General features: G+C 38.9%; 21 protein-coding genes and 1 pseudogene. 5 read left to right on the top strand and 17 right to left on the bottom strand.

Translation table 11 applies throughout. The features are described from left to right. Nucleotides 1-178 precede the first annotated feature (178 nt). The 5 genes from arsC to pdxR all read right to left on the bottom strand — a co-directional run bounded on the left by arsC (nucleotide 179) and on the right by pdxR (nucleotide 4,993). Nucleotides 179-598: an arsenate reductase (thioredoxin) gene (gene arsC, locus JMN17_RS19230; RefSeq protein ID WP_087993550.1), complete on the bottom strand. Its 420-nt coding sequence runs from the start codon at nucleotides 596-598 to the stop codon at nucleotides 179-181. Nucleotides 599-622: 24 nt separating this feature from the next. Continuing rightward, nucleotides 623-1,921, bottom strand: coding sequence for an arsenic transporter (locus JMN17_RS19225; protein WP_087993549.1), 1,299 nt, complete (start codon nucleotides 1,919-1,921; stop codon nucleotides 623-625). A 12-nt stretch (nucleotides 1,922-1,933) separates the two neighbouring features. Continuing rightward, entirely contained in the window at nucleotides 1,934-2,248 is a 315-nt protein-coding gene (locus JMN17_RS19220) for an ArsR/SmtB family transcription factor (RefSeq protein WP_445291684.1), read from the bottom strand. 317 nt (nucleotides 2,249-2,565) lie between these two features. Next, entirely contained in the window at nucleotides 2,566-3,438 is an 873-nt protein-coding gene (locus JMN17_RS19215) for a YitT family protein (protein WP_087993548.1), read from the bottom strand. 163 nt (nucleotides 3,439-3,601) lie between these two features. Beyond that, nucleotides 3,602-4,993, bottom strand: coding sequence for a MocR-like pyridoxine biosynthesis transcription factor PdxR (pdxR, locus tag JMN17_RS19210; protein WP_202329001.1), 1,392 nt, complete (start codon nucleotides 4,991-4,993; stop codon nucleotides 3,602-3,604). 166 nt (nucleotides 4,994-5,159) lie between these two features. Here pdxR and JMN17_RS19205 point away from each other — a divergent pair, with 166 nt between their 5' ends. Together JMN17_RS19205 and JMN17_RS19200 are read left to right on the top strand one after the other, a co-directional pair. Then, nucleotides 5,160-6,023, top strand: coding sequence for a DMT family transporter (locus tag JMN17_RS19205; RefSeq protein ID WP_087993546.1), 864 nt, complete (start codon nucleotides 5,160-5,162; stop codon nucleotides 6,021-6,023). 297 nt (nucleotides 6,024-6,320) lie between these two features. Further along, nucleotides 6,321-6,995: a hypothetical protein gene (locus JMN17_RS19200; protein WP_202328999.1), complete on the top strand. Its 675-nt coding sequence runs from the start codon at nucleotides 6,321-6,323 to the stop codon at nucleotides 6,993-6,995. Nucleotides 6,996-7,521: 526 nt separating this feature from the next. Here the strand turns inward: JMN17_RS19200 and JMN17_RS19195 are convergent. The 9 genes and pseudogenes from JMN17_RS19195 to JMN17_RS19155 all read right to left on the bottom strand — a co-directional run bounded on the left by JMN17_RS19195 (nucleotide 7,522) and on the right by JMN17_RS19155 (nucleotide 14,177). Continuing rightward, nucleotides 7,522-8,304, bottom strand: coding sequence for a sulfite exporter TauE/SafE family protein (locus JMN17_RS19195; protein ID WP_202328997.1), 783 nt, complete (start codon nucleotides 8,302-8,304; stop codon nucleotides 7,522-7,524). A 61-nt stretch (nucleotides 8,305-8,365) separates the two neighbouring features. Next, on the bottom strand, nucleotides 8,366-8,593 hold the full coding sequence (locus tag JMN17_RS19190; RefSeq protein ID WP_087993542.1) for a sulfurtransferase TusA family protein: 228 nt from the start codon (nucleotides 8,591-8,593) through the stop codon (nucleotides 8,366-8,368). A gap of 35 nt (nucleotides 8,594-8,628) precedes the next feature. Then, nucleotides 8,629-9,760, bottom strand: a pseudogene (locus JMN17_RS19185) (MBL fold metallo-hydrolase); the annotation flags it as partial. A 15-nt stretch (nucleotides 9,761-9,775) separates the two neighbouring features. Then, on the bottom strand, nucleotides 9,776-10,333 hold the full coding sequence (locus tag JMN17_RS19180; protein WP_087993541.1) for a sulfurtransferase TusA family protein: 558 nt from the start codon (nucleotides 10,331-10,333) through the stop codon (nucleotides 9,776-9,778). Between the two features lie 78 nt (nucleotides 10,334-10,411). After that, nucleotides 10,412-10,780: a rhodanese-like domain-containing protein gene (locus JMN17_RS19175; RefSeq protein ID WP_087993540.1), complete on the bottom strand. Its 369-nt coding sequence runs from the start codon at nucleotides 10,778-10,780 to the stop codon at nucleotides 10,412-10,414. A gap of 24 nt (nucleotides 10,781-10,804) precedes the next feature. After that, the gene (locus tag JMN17_RS19170) at nucleotides 10,805-11,287 is read right to left on the bottom strand and encodes a DsrE/DsrF/DrsH-like family protein (RefSeq protein WP_087993539.1); all 483 of its coding nucleotides are present in this window, start codon (nucleotides 11,285-11,287) and stop codon (nucleotides 10,805-10,807) included. Nucleotides 11,288-11,445: 158 nt separating this feature from the next. Further along, nucleotides 11,446-11,706 carry a metal-sensitive transcriptional regulator gene (locus JMN17_RS19165; protein ID WP_087993538.1) on the bottom strand — a complete coding sequence of 87 codons (261 nt, stop codon included), beginning with the start codon at nucleotides 11,704-11,706 and terminating at the stop codon, nucleotides 11,446-11,448. A gap of 567 nt (nucleotides 11,707-12,273) precedes the next feature. Continuing rightward, nucleotides 12,274-12,693: a universal stress protein gene (locus JMN17_RS19160; RefSeq protein ID WP_202328995.1), complete on the bottom strand. Its 420-nt coding sequence runs from the start codon at nucleotides 12,691-12,693 to the stop codon at nucleotides 12,274-12,276. Between the two features lie 17 nt (nucleotides 12,694-12,710). After that, nucleotides 12,711-14,177 carry a SulP family inorganic anion transporter gene (locus JMN17_RS19155; RefSeq protein WP_202328993.1) on the bottom strand — a complete coding sequence of 489 codons (1,467 nt, stop codon included), beginning with the start codon at nucleotides 14,175-14,177 and terminating at the stop codon, nucleotides 12,711-12,713. Nucleotides 14,178-14,395: 218 nt separating this feature from the next. Here JMN17_RS19155 and JMN17_RS19150 point away from each other — a divergent pair, with 218 nt between their 5' ends. After that, nucleotides 14,396-14,956, top strand: a complete 561-nt coding sequence (locus tag JMN17_RS19150) for a recombinase family protein (protein WP_202328992.1) — start codon at nucleotides 14,396-14,398, stop codon at nucleotides 14,954-14,956. A gap of 163 nt (nucleotides 14,957-15,119) precedes the next feature. Here the strand turns inward: JMN17_RS19150 and JMN17_RS19145 are convergent, their stop codons facing one another. Further along, nucleotides 15,120-15,662: a cupin domain-containing protein gene (locus JMN17_RS19145; RefSeq protein ID WP_087993916.1), complete on the bottom strand. Its 543-nt coding sequence runs from the start codon at nucleotides 15,660-15,662 to the stop codon at nucleotides 15,120-15,122. Nucleotides 15,663-15,834: 172 nt separating this feature from the next. Next, on the bottom strand, nucleotides 15,835-16,212 hold the full coding sequence (locus JMN17_RS19140) for a hypothetical protein (RefSeq protein WP_087993915.1): 378 nt from the start codon (nucleotides 16,210-16,212) through the stop codon (nucleotides 15,835-15,837). 868 nt (nucleotides 16,213-17,080) lie between these two features. On the opposite strand from JMN17_RS19140, the gene JMN17_RS19135 reads away from it, so the two are divergent. Next, nucleotides 17,081-17,542 (top strand): CarD family transcriptional regulator, encoded by a 462-nt coding sequence (locus JMN17_RS19135; protein WP_087993914.1) that lies wholly within the window; start codon nucleotides 17,081-17,083, stop codon nucleotides 17,540-17,542. Between the two features lie 914 nt (nucleotides 17,543-18,456). On the opposite strand, the gene cspC is transcribed toward JMN17_RS19135, so the two are convergent. Continuing rightward, complete coding sequence (cspC, locus tag JMN17_RS19130) at nucleotides 18,457-18,657, bottom strand: cold shock protein CspC (protein WP_087993913.1); 201 nt, start codon at nucleotides 18,655-18,657, stop codon at nucleotides 18,457-18,459. A 794-nt stretch (nucleotides 18,658-19,451) separates the two neighbouring features. Here cspC and JMN17_RS19125 point away from each other — a divergent pair. Then, nucleotides 19,452-20,480 carry a fatty acid desaturase gene (locus tag JMN17_RS19125; protein WP_087993912.1) on the top strand — a complete coding sequence of 343 codons (1,029 nt, stop codon included), beginning with the start codon at nucleotides 19,452-19,454 and terminating at the stop codon, nucleotides 20,478-20,480. The last annotated feature ends 163 nt before the right edge of the window (nucleotides 20,481-20,643 follow it).

The raw sequence follows: 20,643 nt of genomic DNA, 5'->3' as shown, positions 1-20,643 counted from the left end.
AAACAGCGTCTCCTTCATGATTCTGTTTACAAAATCAATTTTCCTCTGTCACAAGCTAAATAACTTTCCTTTTAAAGCGGACAGTTCACGGATCACAGTCAAGTTAAACCAAAAAACAGGTGTCTGCACTTAGCTCGCAGACACCTGTTGAACAATACACGCTGAGTATATCTATTACTTATTCCCCAGTTTCAGCAAACTGTTTTAAGCGCTCGCCAATTTCATCACGCACTCTTTGGAAAAACGCCCATTTTTCTTCGTCTGTTCCTTGTGCTTTTGCCGGATCATCAAATCCCCAATGCTCACGTTTTACATGCGGAGGCGTCATTGGACATTTGTCAGCTGCATCACCACAGAGAGTCACAACCAAATCAGCATTGTTTAAAATGTTCGGATCAATCATATCCGAGGTTTGATTGGAGATATCAATCCCTGCTTCTTTCATCGCTTTCACAGCATTAGGATTTAATCCATGAGCCTCGATTCCTGCGCTGTACACGTTCCACTTGTCTCCAAGGTATTTTTTTCCCCATCCTTCAGCCATTTGACTGCGGCAGGAATTTCCAGTGCATAAAAAGTAAATGGTTTTCTTTGACATATTAATCTGCTCCTTTTTGAAACATTAATGGATGATCATCAGCCAGATATACAGGCCGACAAGTGTAATAAATAATGTCGGGATTGTCAGAATGATTCCTGTTTTAAAATAAGTGCCCCAAGAAATCTTCACACCTTTTTGTGAAAGGACATGGAGCCATAATAGTGTCGCCAAGGAACCAATCGGCGTGATTTTAGGTCCTAAATCTGAACCGATAACATTTGCATATATAAGCGCTTCTCTCATCATTCCATGTGTGTCTGTACCGGCAATAGCCAATGCATCAATCATGACAGTCGGCATGTTATTCATAACGGAAGAAAGAATCGCCGCGATAAAGCCCATTCCAATCGTACCCGCAAACAACCCTTGATCAGCCAAGGCTTGAATCACATCTGAAAGGATATCTGTCAATCCAGCATTACGGACACCGTACACAACAACGTACATGCCGATCGAAAAGAACACGATAGCCCAAGGCGCTCCTTTCAGCACTTGCTTTGTATGAATGGCTGGGCTCTTTTGTGCAGCAATTAAGAAAAAGATGGCAATGATGCCCGCTACCACTGATACGGGAATAGAGAAAAATTCACTTGCAAAATATCCAATTAAAAGCAGTCCTAAGATATACCATGATAGTTTGAACATATTTTGATCTTTTATTGCTTCTGCAGGTCTTTTAACCTCAGTCAAATCATAACGTTTTGGTATGCTTTTTCTGAAGAAAAGGTAAAGTACAATGATACTCGCCAGTAATGAGAACAAGTTAGGGACAATCATTCTGGATGCATAATCAATAAACGTAATATCAAAATAGTCCGCTGAAACGATGTTGACCAAATTGCTCACAACTAACGGAAGCGAAGTCGTATCTGCAATAAACCCGCTGGCAATGATAAAAGGAAAAACTAATTTTTCATTGAAGTTTAAAGCTCTGACCATCGCTAATACAATTGGCGTCAATATAAGGGCCGCGCCGTCGTTTGCAAATAATGCTGCGACGATAGCTCCTAATATAGATACATAAATGAACATGCGCACACCGTTTCCTTTTGCAGCCTTAGCCATATGAAGCGCTGCCCATTCAAAGAAACCAATATTATCAAGGATTAACGAGATAATAATAATGGCCACAAAAGCCAATGTCGCATTCCAAACAATCCCTGTCACAGTTAACACATCTTGAAAATCGACAACTCCGGCTATTAAAGCCAAAGCAGCTCCTCCACAGGCTGACCATCCAATAGATAAGTTTCTCGGCTGCCATATGACCAATACTAAAGTGAATAAAAATATAGCTAAAGCCAAAATGACTGAAGTCAATCTAATACCTCCTTACTGGCAAGACGCTTGAGTTTCCCTTTGTTTGATGTGCAGTAACAATTCGTCTTCCTGATCGATTTGATGCAAAATCAATTGCAATGTATCAAACTCGGGGCATGATTGATTGATTGAATAATAACGCCATTGCCCTCTTCTGTCCTCGTTCACAAATCCTGCGTTTTTTAATTTCCGCAAATGCTGGCTTATGGCTGGCTGACTCATGTCGAACATATCAACCAATTGACACACACAATATTCTTTCTCAATAAATAATTTCATCATCATGAGCCTTGTTTGATCACTAAGTATTTTTAAACAGCTAGTCATTGCTGCAACTCCTATTTTTGAATCAACAGTCAAATGAACTCCTCCTTTAACCCAATATATAATGAAATCATGATATATTGGCCCAGTGATCAGACACCCCAATAAAAAAGAGGCACTGTGCGTACAAAAAAATGAACATTAATTTTTTCACAACGTCATTATATAAGTTTTCAATTATATAATCAATTGTTTATATTAACCTAAACAAGAAAAAATCCTGCTTGATGGGAACAGGATTTCAACAAATCATGAGCAAACAGCTTCATAAGGCTCGTCAAAACATATGATGGCTGTTTTGCCATTCGTCACTCTTTTTTCTAATGATGATTGACCCTTCTAAAATTGCTGCCCTTCACTTCAGCTACATCATATACGGTAACGAAGGCGGTTTTATCAATTTCATTAATAATTTCCTTTAGTTTGGTTTCTTCTAAGCGGTTGATGACACATGTGATTTCTTTGAATTTCTCATGGGAAAAACCCCCGTAAGCTTCTTTATATGTGGCGCTTCGGCCTAATTGATCACGTATGGTCTCTACCATCAATTCAGGTTGGGTTGTAATAATTTGAAACATTTTAGAACCGCTTAAGCCTTCCTCCACGACATGAATGACTTTGGATGCAATGTAGTAAGCAATGACTGAAAGCAATGCCCCTTGCAAACCAAATACGGTGGAAACAAAAATAAACACAAAAAGGTTTAAGAATAAAATGAGATCGCTCGTTCCGAATGGCAGTTTTCGGGACAGCAGCACTGCAAGCATATCAATTCCATCTAATGCGCCGCCATTACGCAGCGCCAGCCCCATTCCAAACCCAAGGATAATCCCGCCGACAACGGTTATCAACAAAGTATCCCCTTCGATGATGGCTGGAGTGTGGTGCATAAAACTTGTACCCGCGGCAAGTGATGCGATTCCGATAATTGATAATAACGCAAAGCGTTTTCCAATTTGCTTATATCCTAACCAGACAAACGGAATGTTAATAGCAACAATCAGAATCCCCAGCGGCAAATGGAACAGCTGTGACCCAACAATGCTGAGGCCTGTCACCCCTCCATCAGATACGCTGTTTGGAATGAGCACCGTTTCCAGTCCATATGCCGCTATGATTCCTCCGATTATGACCATGATGACTTGCAGGATGATTTTCGCTTTAAATTTCTTATGTTTTTCGTTTGTATTCATGCCATTCCTCATTTCAAATATTTTTTATATTTAAACTATACCATAATAGATTTTTCCGGCTAAAAACATGCTTTTTATTAAAAGGATTTGTCAATCATTTCTGTAAGCAGGCTGCTGCTGATATCACTCTATTTCATACTTAATAAAATAGCTGAAAGTTTCCTTATATCTTCCAGGCAGCTTTCAGTTTTTTTATACCTTCTCGTATGTTAAATTCAGGAACCCCTGCAAATCCAAGCGACACCCTTTTAGCAGGGGGATGGTTTTGATAAGAAGGAGCAACAGGATAAATTTTCACTCCATGTTCCTTCGCCTTCTCAATTAACTCTTTTTCGCTAAATGGCAAATAAACGTCAAGTAAGATGCCAAGTCCAGAGTTTTCTCCGCGAATCCTGACATGCTCTCCTAATTCTCTTTGCACAGTCTCTAGTAAAATGGCTCTTTTTTTACGGTAAAGCTTTCTCATTCTGTTGATGTGTTTTTGCCACTCTCCATTTTTTATAAAGTCAGCTAGCGTGAGCTGACTGTGGCAGGACACCGTTTGCTTATATAAAGACGCGATTTCATGGCCTTTTTTTAAAAGAGGCGAAGGAAGAATCATATAGCTGATACGCAGCGAGGGAAGAAGAGACTTAGAAAAAGTGCCCATATAAATGACACGGTTATCCTGGTCCAGCCCTTGTAAGGATGGGACCGGCTGTCCGGTGTATCTAAACTCCCCATCATAATCATCCTCTATGATAAATGACTGATTCTCAGCAGCCCATTTAAGCAGCTGAATTCTTCTGTTAATCGTCATAATGGTTCCTAGCGTAAATTGGTGAGAAGGCGTGATATACACAAGATTTGGCTGCTGTTCTTTGATCTTCTGTATACAGATTCCTTCATCATCGACTGGTATAGGAAGAATATTCATACGATTGGCTTCAAAAATCTCGCGTGCTCTCGGATAACCCGGATCCTCATATCCTATGAAAATATTCTGATCAAAAACTTGACACAAGATTTGAAGAAGAATAGGGTTCCCGGCTCCTATAATCACTTGTTCAGGGACACAATGAACACCCCGTGATTGATACAGGTACTCTGCAATGAGCGTCCTCAGCTCAAACTCTCCTAAAACATGTCCCGGCCGATAAAGCTCGTGTCCATATTGGTCTAAACTATTGACCATGCTTTTTCGCCATGCGGAAAAAGGAAAGTAAGAAGAATCTACATTTCCATAGTGAAAATCTATCCACTCTTTATGTTCCTGCTCTTTTTGTTGAATGGGTAATGTGCGCGGCATTTTACGATAGGCAAAATCCGAATCGCAATAATCAGCAAACCACCCGCTTCTTGGCTTGCTCACGATATAGCCCTCAGCAGCAAGTTGTTCATAGGCACGTTCTACTGTCGTTTGGCTGATGGATAGCTGACTCGCCAAGAGTCTTTTTGAAGGGAGCTTCATTCCTTTTTGAATACGCCCCTGATGCATGTTTTCTTTGAAATCCTGATAAATCTGCTGGTAAAGCGGAATATCCAAATTTCTATTTAAAAAAGGCGTGATATCCATTTACACATTGTTCTCCTAACTGGTATGCATTTTTTTATGAAAACTGACTGTTTATGAAAGGTCAATTCCAGTTTATAGTCATTGTAATCCTTAGATGCTGGTTTTGTTAAGAAAATTCAGATTAACAGTTAAAGAATGAAAAAGAATCATATTTGGAGTGATTATAATGAACAAAACAACAAATGGCTGGATAAATGGTTTTATAGGCGTCCTCATTTTCAGCGGCTCACTGCCAGCAACCCGCTTGGCTGTGGCGGACTTCACCCCGTTGTTCCTCACCGTATGCCGCGCTGCGATAGCTGGTGTATTGGCTGGAGGCCTCCTTCTCATCTTTCGGCAGCAGCATCCTGCCAAAAGCGACATCATTTCATTATTGGTGGTAGCGTTCGGCGTGGTGATCGGGTTCCCATTGCTGACAGCTTTGGCGCTTCAGTATGTCACCTCCGCACATGCCATTGTCTTCCTTGGGCTTCTTCCGCTTGCGACAGCGGTCTTCGGCGTACTCCGCGGAGGTGAACGTCCCCGGCCAGTCTTCTGGATGTTCTCAGCGGCTGGCAGCTTACTAGTAGCAGGATTCGCTCTGATCCAAGGCGGTGGATCATCCCCGCTCGGCGACGCATACATGCTGGCTTCTATCATCGTATGCGGGCTTGGTTATGCAGAAGGCGCCAGGCTTTCTCGACATCTGGGGAACTGGCAGGTGATCTCTTGGGCACTCGTTCTGTCGCTTCCTCTTATGCTGCCTTTGTCGTTCTTTTTTACACCGGACTCATGGTCGGGCATCGGGGTACCAGCGCTGCTCAGTCTTGCCTATGTATCCTTATTCAGCATGCTGATCGGCTTCGTGTTCTGGTATCGAGGTCTCGCCCAAGGCGGAATTGCGGCGGTTGGGCAGTTGCAGCTTCTTCAGCCATTCTTTGGACTGCTGCTTGCCTCAGTGATTCTGCACGAGAAAGTAGGCTGGGCACTTGTGGCAGTGAATATCGCCGTTATCATGTGCGTGGCTGCTGCTCGGCGATTTGCAAAGTAAGGCGAGGTAAACATCAAAAGTACCAAGGGTTTGCTGTCCTCAATATTTTTCATGCGGCCGGAGAACTCGAAGCTGTTCTTCATTTGCCACTTCCAAAGATACGTTTTTTCTCTATTGCGCTCATAGATTGAAAACCTGAAGAAAAAGGGGCAAAAGTTCTTAAGAATTCTTAAGTACGAAGCTAACCATAAATCTCTTTTCAAACAAATTTCAAACGATCATATCTATTGTATGGTAATATTTAGATCCATGACTTTTACATGAAGATGAAACCTAGTTGATGAGAGGAATGAAAGAATGAGGAAACTCGGAAAGATATTTTACTGCAATGCCGCCTTCCTGCTGCTCGCCTTATTGCTTGCTGGGTGTGCGGGCAGTAAGAACGTAGAATCAAAACAAACTTCAAATGATGATACTGCTATACAAACTGACGAAGATCATAATGATAATGAAGACAGCAACAAAATAAGCAAAGATGAATCAGAGCCAACAACGGGATTAGAAGAATCCGCAACAGTTGAATCAGATGACACCTCTTCAGAAAAAGCAAAAAATGAGGAGAAAGGCAAAGAAGACGATGTATTGGCAGCATATTCTTCTGAGAAAATCGAATATGCCCGTGTTTGGCTGCAGCTTGGACCTAATCAAGAGATAGATGAATTGAATGTTCAGCACATTTCGGCTGGCGAACCCATCAATCCTAATGATGACACCAGTGCCAGCTACCCAGAAGATGTGATCCAGTTAGCTGGTTCTCGATTAGTGGATGGATCAGTCACTTATCATGGTAACGGAGATGGCACGATTCATGTATACAATGTCCCTTTACGCTGGGATTCCGCTGATGATTTAGATCAAGGCGTAATGCGGGAAGTGACTGAGAATATCATTAAAAATAAAAAAACAGTGTACGTCGATACAGGAGACGATGCAAAAATCAACCGACTCATTGACATCATGGTGATTCATTAATCTCGCCAAACTTTTTGCACCTGAGTTTCTTGCTATAAATAATGGATTTTAAGGAAAAAAGTATGATATATTCATATTGAACAAAGTTTGGAGTGTGATCACTTGCTAAAAAATCCACCTATTCTATTAGCTCTCCTATCAGTTGGAAACATTCTAAATGTGGTGAGCAATACCATTGAATTATCCGGTGCTTTTCATTGGATCATATTATTACTGGGTGTGGCATTAGTATTTTATAGCGCCGTATGTCTAGTGGCATACACTATTAATCAAAAGAAACATCTCACAGTAAGTGAATGATTCTTTTGAAAAACAAGCATTTCACATGATGCTTGTTTTTCTTTTACATGTAGCAGTTTGTCAGACTCATACCTTCAGCATCTAAGAGGTTAAACACGGTTAAATTTTTGCATTCACGTAAACAGTATAGGGTATAATCATTATTCTTTTGAGCAACATCACAGTAATAATCGCCTTCCGCCATTTGTTCGCTTGGGCCTTATTCAAAAGATTAACGCTCAACATTTTATCCCCAAAGGAACCCTATCCAGATTTTAATGGCTGTCGCTGATATTAATAGCGCTAAAATCCATTGCAGGAATTTTGTATTTACCTTTTGTCCAACTGTTGCGCCAATAGGAGAAGCAATTAAACTAGCGATCATAAGAACCAAAGCTGGTACAAAAAGCACCTGTCCTGTGATTACCTTTCCAACTGTTGCGCCAATAGATGATAGAAATGTAACCGCAAGAGATGAGGCGACTGTGATTCTTACAGGAATATTTAAAATTGATAACATAATAGGAACGAGGACAAAGGCGCCGCCAGCTCCTAAAATACCTGATACTCCGCCAATGATAAAGGCTAAAGATGAAGCTAACCATTTATGAAATATGACTTCTTCGCCTTCCCTATGTTCTTGTCCTTTTTTAGGTATAAACATTAATATAACAGCTATAATAGCCAAAATACCGTATACGAAGTTCATTCCTTGTTCAGATATGCGATGAGAAATGTAACTCCCTAATACACTCCCTATAAAAATACTGCTTCCCATGTAAATGATTATTGCTTTATTTAAAAAACCACTCTTACGATAAGCCCAAACACCGCCAAGTGTCGCAAAGAAGACTTGAATAGCTCCTATCCCTGAAACTTCATGAGCGGTTAATGACATCACTCCAACTAAAGAAGGAATGTACAATAGCATTGGATAATTAACAACTGATCCGCCAATACCAATCATTCCGGAAATAAAGGCGCCAATAAACCCTATAATGAAAAGAGTGATCATAAAGGCAATATCCATGCGGGTTTCCTCCTTTTCAAAGAAAAAGGGTATCTTTTTATTCGATACCCTTTCACATTCATTAGCCTTTTTGAATCCAGAATTTCAGTACATCGCCTTCTTCAGTATGCTCTAAAAGGTCATGCCCGCCGGATTTAGACCAAGCTGCCAGATCACTTTTAGCTCCCTTATCTGTTACATGCACTTCTAATATTTGACCTGAATCCAGTTCATTCATCGCTTTCTTCGTTCTGACGATTGGCATAGGGCATGCCAGTCCTTTTGCGTCTAATACTTTAGCTGATTTCATGTTCATCTCTCTCCTCTTTTAATAGAATGGTTGTGTTACCGAATTGCACAACGGTTTGGCCCAATCTCCATTTCACGCTGTTTTTCTTCATCTGGATTGATTTTCCCCATATTTGTTTCGCGAATCTCTTGATATGCATTTGGCTGCGGAGGCAAATGATTTGTCACTAGGTGTCTAAATTCTGTTTCATCCGCAATGTTCAAACCATGATTCTCGGTAAATAATGTACTTAATTTTTTACCTACACTTCCATCCTCATTTAACTCATCAATGATCATAAAGTGTGCCGGTAATACGATTAAATCCTTTGATAACGCTTTGTAACGGTTATAAAGCGTTTTTCTTAAATCTCCTACCCAATCTTCTGCCATACCGGCTAAATCCGGTCTGCCGATTGAATCGATAAACAAGATATCACCTGAAAGGAGATACCGATCATCTATAATGAAAGAAGTGGAGCCAATTGTATGCCCAGGAGAATAAATTGGTTGAATTCTAATCGTTGTTTTTCCAATGACAACGTCATTTCCTTCTTCCAACGGCTGATAATCGAATACCACTTCTTCAGCATCTTTAGGCGGTAACCAGTAGGTTGCTTTTGTTTTTTCGGCAATCACTCTGCCGCCTGAAATATGGTCTGCGTGAAGGTGTGTATCAAATACGTGGGTAATCGCCGCACCCTTTTCCTTTGCAAAATCCATAAAGACACCCGCCATACGTGTCGCATCAATAATCGCCGCTTCACCATTGGAAATCACCATGTATGACAGACAGCCTTTGCCGATTCTCACAAACTGATACATCTCACCGCCGTCTTTTAAATCGCCGACTTTTACCGGCTCTAAATGCTCGCTCCACGCTTTCATACCACCTTTAAGATACGATACAGAAAGACCGGCTTCTGAAAGCATCTCGGATACCATTACAGATGAACCTTCTTTTGCGCATACGACTAGCACTTCTTTATCGGAAGGAATTTCCCCTAAGATATCTTCCACGCCATCTAAAAGGTCGAAATAAGGCACATTCAAATGTTCAAAATCATGTCCTTCAATTTTCCAATCGCTAAAATCATTTTCATTACGCACATCAAGAATGTATAAAGGTTCTTTGTTAAAAATTTTTTGTGACACTTCTTTTGCGGTAGTTGCCTGTACAGTCATGTTTAAATCCCTCCTTTAATTACTCTGTTTTCCCTGTCCAATCACGCATACCGGGGACAACGTTGATTACCTTTTTAAAACCTTGTTTTTTCATCGTTTGGGCTGCCATTTCACTTCTTCTTCCTGAATGGCAAATGATATAAATTTCATCATCTTTATTTAACTCGCTAGAGCGTTTTTCCACTTCACCAAGAGGGATATGCACAACACCCGGAATATGGGCTTCTTCATACTCCTCCACCTCCCGAACATCTAAAATGTGAAGAGGCTCGTCACTTTCTACTTTCTGTTTGAAAGTGTCTAATGAAATGTCCGGAATGGAAGATGCGTTCTCTGATGCAGGCTCGCCTCCTCTGCGAAGAAAATGGCGAAATAGATCTCCCTCTGTTTCAGTACCTAGATATTGATGACCTGTGCTTTTTGCCCATGCTTGCAAATCTGCCGTAAAGCCTTTGTCTGTTGCTTGAATTTCTAATACTTCACCAGCTTTTAAATCCTTCATTTTCTTCTTCGTTTTGACGATAGGCATCGGACATGCTAAACCTTTAGCATCTAATACAACATTTGCTTGTATCATGTTATTTCCTCCTTTTATCTAATAGGGGTAGGGGTATATGATCCGTCAAAAAAAGAGATCTTCTTCCTTTCACCGACATTAATGCCATGCATTCATGCCGCCTTTTACATTTGTAACACTTTTAAATCCTTGTTTTTTCAATACCTTACTCGCCTTCATACTTCTCATGCCGCTTTGGCAAATAACGAAAATCTCCCTGTCTTTTGAAAGTTGATTTGTTTGTTGAGGCAGTATTGACAAGGGAATATTCTTAAAACCTTTAATATGCTTTGTACGAAACTCAAAAGGTGTTCTGACATCTATAAACTGTTTCCCTTGACTTTTCAGCTCTGATTTTAAAACTGTCGTTGTCATTTGTTTCACACCTTTTACTGGTGAAACATTCCGAATCAATATCCATAGAAAAAACAAAATGAGTATGGTATAGATGATGACTCTGCTATCCATCGGATTCGATTCACCTCTCTTCAATTAAATAAATAAGTTAACAGCACCTTCTTCAGCATCAGCTAAATAAGCTGCTACACCAGCATAGTCGATATCATCTAATAGTTCTTTTTCCTGCAAACCAAGCAGATCCATTGTCATCGTACAAGCTACGAGCTTTACACCTTGTTCTTGAGCCATCTCAATTAACTGAGGCAATGTTAGCGCATTATGCTTTTTCATCACATTTTTGATCATTTTAGGGCCCATACCTGCAAAGTTCATTTTAGATAAGCCCATCTTATCAGCGCCTCGAGGCATCATTTTTCCAAACATGTTTTCAAGAAATCCTTTTTTTACAGGGACCAGCTCTTCTTTACGTAAAGCGTTTAATCCCCAAAACGTATGGAAGATGGTCACTTCATGGTCATAGGCGGCTGCACCATTTGCAATAATGTAAGCTGCCATCGCTTTATCATAATCCCCGCTGAATAAGACAATCGTTGTGCGTTTTGTTTGTTCTGTCATGTTTATCCTCCTAAACCCCCAATTACCCATAGGGGTATATCGAAAGCAAAATTTTTTAAAAGTTAAGGCTATAATTCAATCAATTGAATACCGGTAGGGGTATATTATAACACATATAAAAATTCGTCAACCTTAAAAATGATAGGTTGATGAATTTTTTATCGGCTCTTCACCAGTAAGTCGACTGCTTCTTTTACTAAATTGGATGTGTCTTCTCCCTGATCCAAGCTTTCACGAATACAAAGTTCAAGATTTGTGCCAACAATAACACCTAATGCTCTATCAATTGCATTGCGTGAGGCTGCCAATTGAGTCACAACTTCTCTGCAGTCTTTTCCTTGCTCCATCATCGTCAATACACCTTTAATTTGCCCTTCTATCCGGCGTAAGCGATTTTTAACCTTTTGATCATACTCCATATCGTTGAAATCCTTTCTTTCATTAATTTTTGCAATTCATAACTGTTCACATGAATACCTTCTTTAGAAAACACACTCCCACATTTAATTCTGCCTTATCATAAACTATTATGTGTATTTTATCACGCGGAATCTCTAAATAAAAACGTTTTAGATACGCATATGGAATGTTTAAAATAAAATCATTTTGAAAAATTGGTTACATCGTTAAAATGACGATATCTAATATGGTCACATCCATGGCTACTAATTCTTCTTTATTGAGACAAAAATACCTGCAGAATAATAACGTCTAGACATGGCATAGATCAATATCAAAATAAGCAGGAATGCGACAGCCAAGTAAGAAATTTATTTACAGCGCCTTTTTAACTGCTTCTTATTTATGAACCAATAATATACCCCCGTAGGTATAAAGTCAAGTGCGTGAAAATTAGATTTCGGATCGTTTTGATACGAAGTGCTGTTTTGAGACTGTAAATAAAACCACCTATCACTTTTGCCCAGCTAAATTAACAACAGCAAAAAAACAAGCCGATTTTATATAAAATCGGCTTGTTCCATCCATCACTTTACAATCAGCACAGGACAATTTACTCGCTTAGCCACTTTATGGCTTACACTGCCCAGCACCATCTCCTGCAGCGAATTCAATCCCCTGCTGCCTACTACGAGCATATCAAATTGATTTTCATTTGCATAAGCAACAATGGTCGGTCCTGGTTCTCCGTGTTTCATCATTACATCATGCCGGACACCAGCTTGCTCAAATTTTTCTAAAATCGGCTCTAACTTTTTACGCCTTTCCATTTCTAACTCTGCAGAACTCGCGGTATGAAGCACTTCGGTTTTCGCTTTTGAATAATCTTTAACAAAAATGATTTCCACTCTTGCATCAGGCACCAGTTTCGCTATACGAATTGCATGTTCTGCTGATCGAATGGAATGATCTGATCCATCAGCTGCCAACAAAATATTTTGATACATACCCCTTCACCTTCCCCTTAGTGGCTTGACGGCTGTGCGTTAGGATGATTGTAAGTAGCCAGCTTTTCAATCAAATGTTGGCTTGATTCGTTTAAGCCAACCAATGTAACATCTGCATGATTTTCTTTGAATTTCAAAACAACCTTATCCACTGCGGCGACACCAGAATCATCCCAAATATGCGCCTCTGAAAAGTTCATCACAACACGCTCTTTTACATCTTCATATGAAAATGAATTCACAAAATCTTGAACAGAAGCAAAGAACACTTGGCCCTTAATGTCATAAACAGCCTCTTTCTCAGAAACAGAAGACAAATCCACCTTTACTCGTGAAATTTTAGAAGCGAAGAAAATAGCACTTAACAGGACACCTACGATTACGCCAATGGATAAGTTATCTGTTGCCACTACAGTAATTACTGTGACAACCATGACAACAGAATCAGTGAACGGAACTTTTTTAAGCGTCCGGATTGAAGACCAATCGAATGTTCCAATTGAAACCATAATCATAACGCCAACCAGTGCAGGCATAGGAACTTGAACAACCCATTCACCCAAAACGAGTATTAAAAACATGAGGAACATACCAGCCGTAAAGGTTGACAGTCTCCCTCTCCCTCCAGATTTTACGTTAATAACAGATTGACCGATCATGGCACACCCTGCCATACCGCCGAAAAATCCGGCAACGATATTGGCAATCCCTTGCCCTCGGCTTTCTCGGTTTTTATTGCTATCCGTGTCAGTCATGTCATCAACAATGGAAGACGTCAGCAGCGACTCAAGCAGACCAACGACAGCTAGAGCAATAGAAGTCGGGAAGATAATTGATAACGTCTCAAAGTTTAATGGAACATCGGGAATCAAAAAGTTCGGCAAAGCTTGTTTGATTGTTCCTAAATCTCCAACTGTTTGAACATTAAAGTGACCCCAAATAGAAACGACCGTGAGAAATACAATTGCTATTAAAGGACTTGGAACAGCTTTTGTAATAAACGGGAACAAATAAATGATGACTAAGGTTATGCCGACAAACACATATGTCAGACCGGATATTCCAACAAAATGAGGAACTTGTGCCATGAAAATTAAAATGGCCAGCGCATTAACAAAACCTACCATGACCGATCGAGGTACAAATTTCATTAATCGCGCCACTTTCAGAACCCCAAATATGATTTGGATGATACCCGTCAGGATCGTAGCAGCAAACAGATACTGTAATCCGTGATCCTTTACCAGCGTTCCCATTAACAACGCCATAGCCCCTGTAGCCGCAGAAATCATCGCAGGCCTTCCGCCCGCAAAAGAAATCACCACCGCAATACAAAATGAGGCATACAATCCCACCATCGGGTCAACACCTGCAATAATAGAAAAACCAATGGCCTCAGGAATTAATGCCAAAGCAACGACAATCCCGGCTAATAAGTCCCCTCTTATATTTGAGAACCACTCTATATTTAATTTTTTTAACATAAAATACAGTACACCTCTTTATGATTATTTTTTGTTGACTTCTAACTCTCATAGAAGCCAGGGTCGTTTGTAACTATTTAGAATGTAACAAACAAGAATTCAAATGTCTACAATTTTTCGTTCCAAAATAGATCTTTTTTGGAACTATCGGCGCATTCTGCGCTATCCATCTTATTTTGTTATAATGAAATATACAAAATTCATCAGGAGTTGATGATTTGATTTTTGGATATGCACGTCCGTTTAGTCAAGATCAGGATGTAACAAAACAGATAACTGCACTTAAAGGGTTCAACTGTGAAAAAATATATATTGAACAAACAAATTCAGCAAAAAACAGGCCAGAATTTGAGTCATTATGCAACAGTTTAAATACCGGAGATACCGTAATCATTTATAAGTTATACAGCATTGCGGACTCTACAAAAAACCTAATCGATATCACAGATTTTTTCAAAAGGAAACAAATCCACTTTATTTCAATATTAGACAAAGTGGACACCACAAAGAAAAACGGTTCCATATTCTTCGATTTTTTAGAAAGAGTCGGCGAATTTCAATTTGACATGATTAGTGAAAACACAAAGCTTGGCATTCAAGAGGCGAAATTAAAGGGGAAAAATACAGGACGTCCGAGGAAACCAGACCATAATGTCCGGCGCGCGATGGAAATGTATCAAAGCAAAACGTATACCATTCAGCAAATTACCAAAGAGACGGGCATCAGTAAAACAACACTGTACCGTTATTTAGATAATTGGAATGATTTTGATTCATAATAAACACGAATAAAAAACATACCGCTATTTTGGGTATGTTTTTTATTCGTGATTCATTCCCTCTCAAAAATGATCCACATAAACAACGCCGGAAATGGTCTGTGTTAAAACCGGAAAAGATAAATGTTGGGAAATATCTTGTGAAACAGTCTCATTAACCCGCTCAATTTTTGTATGAATTGTTCTCCTTTTCCGCAGCTTCTGCATCCGCTTTAGTCACATGGACCGTGCCAAATGGATGGTTAGGCGGGGCATAAATGGAGTATAGTTTTAGCGGCGTATTGCCTGTATTGATCAGGTTGTGCCATGTGCCGGCAGGTATGACGATGGCTGAATCATCATAGACATTTCGCTGAAAGTTTACCTGATCTTTACTCTTGCCCATTTTAACGATCCCGCGGCCTTGCTCAATCCGCAAAAATTGATCGAGGTTAGAATGCATTTCCAAACCGATATCTTCTCCAATATCAATACTCATGACAGTAACTTGCAGGTGCGCTCCTGTCCATAGCGCAGTACGGAACGTATTGTTTTGTTTTGTTGCTTTATTGATATTAATAACAAATGGTTTCGGCCCATAATCTGTCAAGTGAAGGTTTTGGCCTGCGTTTTCATGCTTCATTTTATATGGATTCATCCAATAAACCGACCTTCCACCGCAGCACACATAATAAGGGTATTGATGTGTAACAGGTATATAATACATTTTCAGATCCCCACATTTTTTTATTTTATGATATTACCCTATGCGTTTGTTGTGGGAATGTGCCACTTACATAACTTCTTAATAAAGAAAAGCTGTTGTATTGGTCACCTTATTTGAAAAACCCATGATTTCAAGCATTTGAGTTCTTCACTACACTCATTTACCATAAAAGTTATAATTTAACTTCTCTATTGCGATCAATGAATAAGGTTACTACAACACTAGCTATACTAACGAACGTTCCTGCAATAGAAACAAGAATTGTCCAAAAGCCATCGGGAATAAGAAAGCCGATTGGGATTAGCCCCATAAAAGTCAAAACGATAAAACATTGGTATACTGCAGATATGATTCTTACAACAAGGTTGCCAAAAAAGGACATGGCTAATGGAGGGATGAATAAAAATACAACGATCCCAATTGATATCATTAAAATAATAGGCTCATCAAATGAAATGACATGCTCTCCAGGTGAATTTTCAGCAGCCACTAGCATAACAACTATAGACATTATCAGTGTAAGTAAAACCAGAAAAAACCTTTTAAACAACATTATGACTCCTTTTTTAAAATGTACCTATAACGGGTCCTTTCCATAACCATTTTATGTGATTCAATAAAGAATATGCAGTTTTAACACAGCCGCCACAAGCACTATTTATCATTAAGATATAACAGATACCAGTGGTAACTAACCACATAAAATGTCGTATTTATAGCGGCTTAGCTGTGGTATACCCTTCTTTTTTTGCTGAGATGATGAAATTACCTTCCTCCTTTTTTACCAATTATGATAAAACCTTTATCTAACAGCTTATCAAATATATAGAAATTAAACAATTTTGTATTCTAACTCCCCTGTAATTGTATGATCACTTCCTTCATCATAAGTATCATCTTCATTAATTGAATAGATAGGTATTCCCGTCATTTCAACTACCGCTTAAATATCTCAATTTCATTTTGCCTACTAACATTTCTTTGTTCCGGTTATAGGACAAAAAATACCAAGGGTCTACAATCGTTGGTATCGTTGGTGCGGCCGAGAGGACTTGAACCCCACGGATGATTCACCCACTGAGCCCTCCTCAACATATCACTGATTATGAAAGGATTGTTTTCGTTACACTCTCTATCTTCCATATTCATCATTTCTATAAAAAAAATTGATGGCAAGTCATGAATTCCTATAGGGGATTTAATAACTCAAACTGATTTACTGTAAATTAGTCGGCTTTCAGGATATACACGGACCAATAGACCTCGTTCCCTATTGTTTTGATGTTGTTTGTGCTCAATCTGATTTTTTCAAAAAGTTATTGACAATAAAAAAATAATCATGTTATTATTGAATATTTGATATTACACCTCCATATATGGTAACCTTAAGAAAGGTACCATATATGGAGGTGTATGATATGTTTCAAATTGGCGATCACATTGTTTATCCAATGCACGGCGCAGGTATAATTGAAGCCATAGAAGAAAAAGATTTTTTAGATGAAAAACAACAGTATTATGTCATCAAAATGTCAATCAGTAATATGACAGTTATGATTCCAGCGCGTAAACTATTGAGTTCAAGTATACGACCAGTTACTGATATACTTGCATTAAAACACATTCTACACATTTTTCAGCATGGAGAATCAGATAGGCTACTGCCGTGGAAACAAAGGTATCAAGTAAACACGAACAAAATAAAAACAGGTGAAATACTAGAAGGTGCTGAAGTTGTACGTGATTTAAGGCGTATGAAGAAAGAAAAAGCACTTAATACAAGCGAAAAAAAAATGTTGGATCATGCACAAGAATTTTTGATTAGTGAACTGGAAGTCATTAAAGGAATCACTGAAAACCAAATAAAAAGTTTCTGTTAATATTAATTATTGATCATGTATTTCATTCTGAAAAATATCCTGAATTTTTTGATGATATTATGATTACAAGTAAAGTAAATCATTTCAAATATGTTCAACTTCTTCAACTTACTTTTGGAACATGAACCTCTTTTGTTATTCCTATCATCTATTCCCTTTTTATTATTTAAATTTTTCTGCGAACATTTGAAGAAAAAAACGAAATAGTCTTGATTTTTTCAATCCTGATTCACACTGCCACGGACAAGGAGCCGCAAAGATGGAAGAAAGGGAGGGCTTTCATTGTTTTAGGATCTTAGTGATTATTTCTAGGTTTCCCCTCACGAGTTGGTAACATCTAAATATATGGTCAACAATAAAAAATGAAGAAATTTTTTGAAATAAAACAATAAGAGGGTGTGGAGATACGAAACGTATGCCTGCACAAGAATTAAAAAAGCGAAAAAGGGTTGCTTCTATTGTGGAATTCTTGTAGTAGTTGGACCCAGCTGTTATTTTAGCTAATCAAGAGTTCTTAAAAATTGCCGAATGAACGAAGAAAAGGATGATTCTTTACGAGAAGGGATGGTCCTTTTTGTTTACTTTTCGTAATAATAGGATAAACATACATTTCATTTGATCCTGATGAATTTAAAGGAAGAAGAGTGTCGGGATTATCATCGGTACTTCGTTTAGCGTGACGCTTTTGGCAGATGGCACAACACATTTACGCTGGCTTTTTGTTCGTATTGGAAAAGAAAATACATTCCACATATTGTAAATCGAGTATGTTATACTGTAAAAAAACCTTTGAAGCTTTAAATCTTTTTCTATTACCTTGTACCATCTCCCTACTCGAACGTTGAGTGGGTTTTTTTGAGAACATAAAAAAACAGGCCCTATTTAAAGAACCTGTTTGTATAAACGATTGAAGATTAAGCTTTTTGAACGTTAGCAGCTTGAGCTCCACGAGCACCTTGCTCAACGTCAAACGTTACTTTTTCACCTTCGTCTAAAGATTTGAATCCGTCACTTTGGATTGCAGAGAAGTGTACGAATACATCGTCTCCGTTTTCACGTTCGATGAAGCCAAAACCTTTTTCTGCATTAAACCATTTTACTGTACCTTGTTCCATTATTGTTGCCTCCTAGTGTGTTACCACACAGTATATACTATCCTTGCCCATAGTATCATCAAGACGAAAAGTTAATATTCATACTATCCTTTACACCGAACAAAAATAATTCTTCTTTATCATAACACGAAACGGAAATCATTCCAAATTAATATTTTCGTTTTATTCATTATTATTTCTTAAATGTATGGAATCCAGTACAGCAGCAGTAAAAAAACAGAAAATGCCAATCATACTGCACCAATTTTTTAATATGTCTAAGAGGTCTATTCCTAACTATGGTTTGAAAACACCGTGAAAATGAATCACGAGTGTCTTCAAGCCTTTTCTTTGCTCTTTAGCACTTCATTATTGATTATTAAAGATTTCTATCAAAAGCTCAGCTGTTTCTTGCCCAAATGGAGCAGGGCTGTTCACTGGTAGAGCTTTGTTCTGCAGATTTCCAAAGCCTTTATCCTTCTGTCTCTCTTTTTGACACTTATCAATCCATCCAAATTTTCTCTACTATTTCCTCAAACACTCCATGTTCACAGGCTCAATAAACCGATCGCCATAGGGAAGCAGGGAAGAGAGTTTGGCCAGATAAATAGCCGGGTATACTCTTCATATCCTTTTGTATCCCGGTTGGCTCTGCTAATAAAGATTTAACTGAACTTGAAACATTTTGATTTCCAATAATTTCACAAATAATTGGGAAAGATACCTTCATATATGGAGTATGACGCTGGGTCTTCAAAGGCAATAAAACATTTTCTATACTCAGAAGATCATCAGGGAAGGGGAACCTTTTAAAAATGAATGAAAAAAACCTCAGGACTTTGAGAAAACTGGTCACACCTTATGAAAAGTCCGATTTACAAAAAAGTATTTGTCAAATCATGAACACATTGGTACCATTTTTCCTGTTATGGTGTTTGGCATATAAGAGCTTGTCGATTTCTTATTTTCTTACATTAGCGATTTCTGTCGTTGCTGCAGGTTTTTTAGTGAGAACATTCATCATCTTTCATGATTGCTGCCACTATTCCTTTTTTAAGAACAGAAAGGCGAATCGAATCCTTGGAACAATCACAGGAATTCTAACTCTGCATCCTTTTGATCATTGGGCACACGACCATTCTGTCCATCATGCGACAAGCAGCAACCTGGACAAACGCGGGACAGGCGATATTTGGGTACTGACCGTTGAGGAATATAAGGAAGCCTCAACTAAGACAAAAATCATGTACCGTTTGTACAGAAATCCGTTTGTTATGTTTGTGATTGGACCGCTTTACGTCTTCGGAATTACCAATCGTTTTAATCGTAAAGGGGCTAAACGTAAAGAACGGCTGAATACATATGTAACGAACCTGGGGATCGTCACGTTGGCAGCACTTTTATGTTGGGCTATTGGCTGGCAAAACTTCCTTCTGGTTCAGGCGCCAATTTTTCTGATATCGGGATCTCTCGGCATTTGGATGTTTTATATTCAGCATACGTTTGAGGACTCTTATTTTGAAGAAGATAAGCATTGGGAATATGTAAAAGCAGCAGTTGAAGGAAGTTCTTATTATAAGCTACCAAAAGTCATGCAATGGCTAACAGGCAATATCGGTTTCCATCATGTTCACCATCTAAGCCCGAGAGTGCCAAACTATAAGCTTGAAAAAGCGCATAACAACGCTGAACCATTGCAAAACGTTCCGACCATTACACTGGCAACAAGTCTTAAGTCGTTAAAGTTCCGCCTATGGGATGAAGAAAGCAAAAAATTTGTCGGTTTTAGCCACTTAAAAAAAGCTTCTAAAAGCCAAGTATCACCGCGGCTTGGAGCGGATTAAATAAATCCCCCTAACCGATGATAAGGGGCAGTGTATCTTGCAGAATAAAAGTGCAGTCTCGCGCAACGGTTTTGTGCAGAGGCCAGCACTTTTTTAGTGCCAAATACACTCACAGACTCCACAATCGTATTCCGCCCAAAAAAATAATACCAAAGGTGGTTAA

It is taken from the genome of Bacillus sp. RHFS10 (assembly GCF_016757475.1).
Taxonomy (GTDB): domain Bacteria; phylum Bacillota; class Bacilli; order Bacillales; family Bacillaceae; genus Bacillus; species Bacillus subtilis_G.
This window is presented reverse-complemented; position numbering and strand designations above follow the sequence as displayed.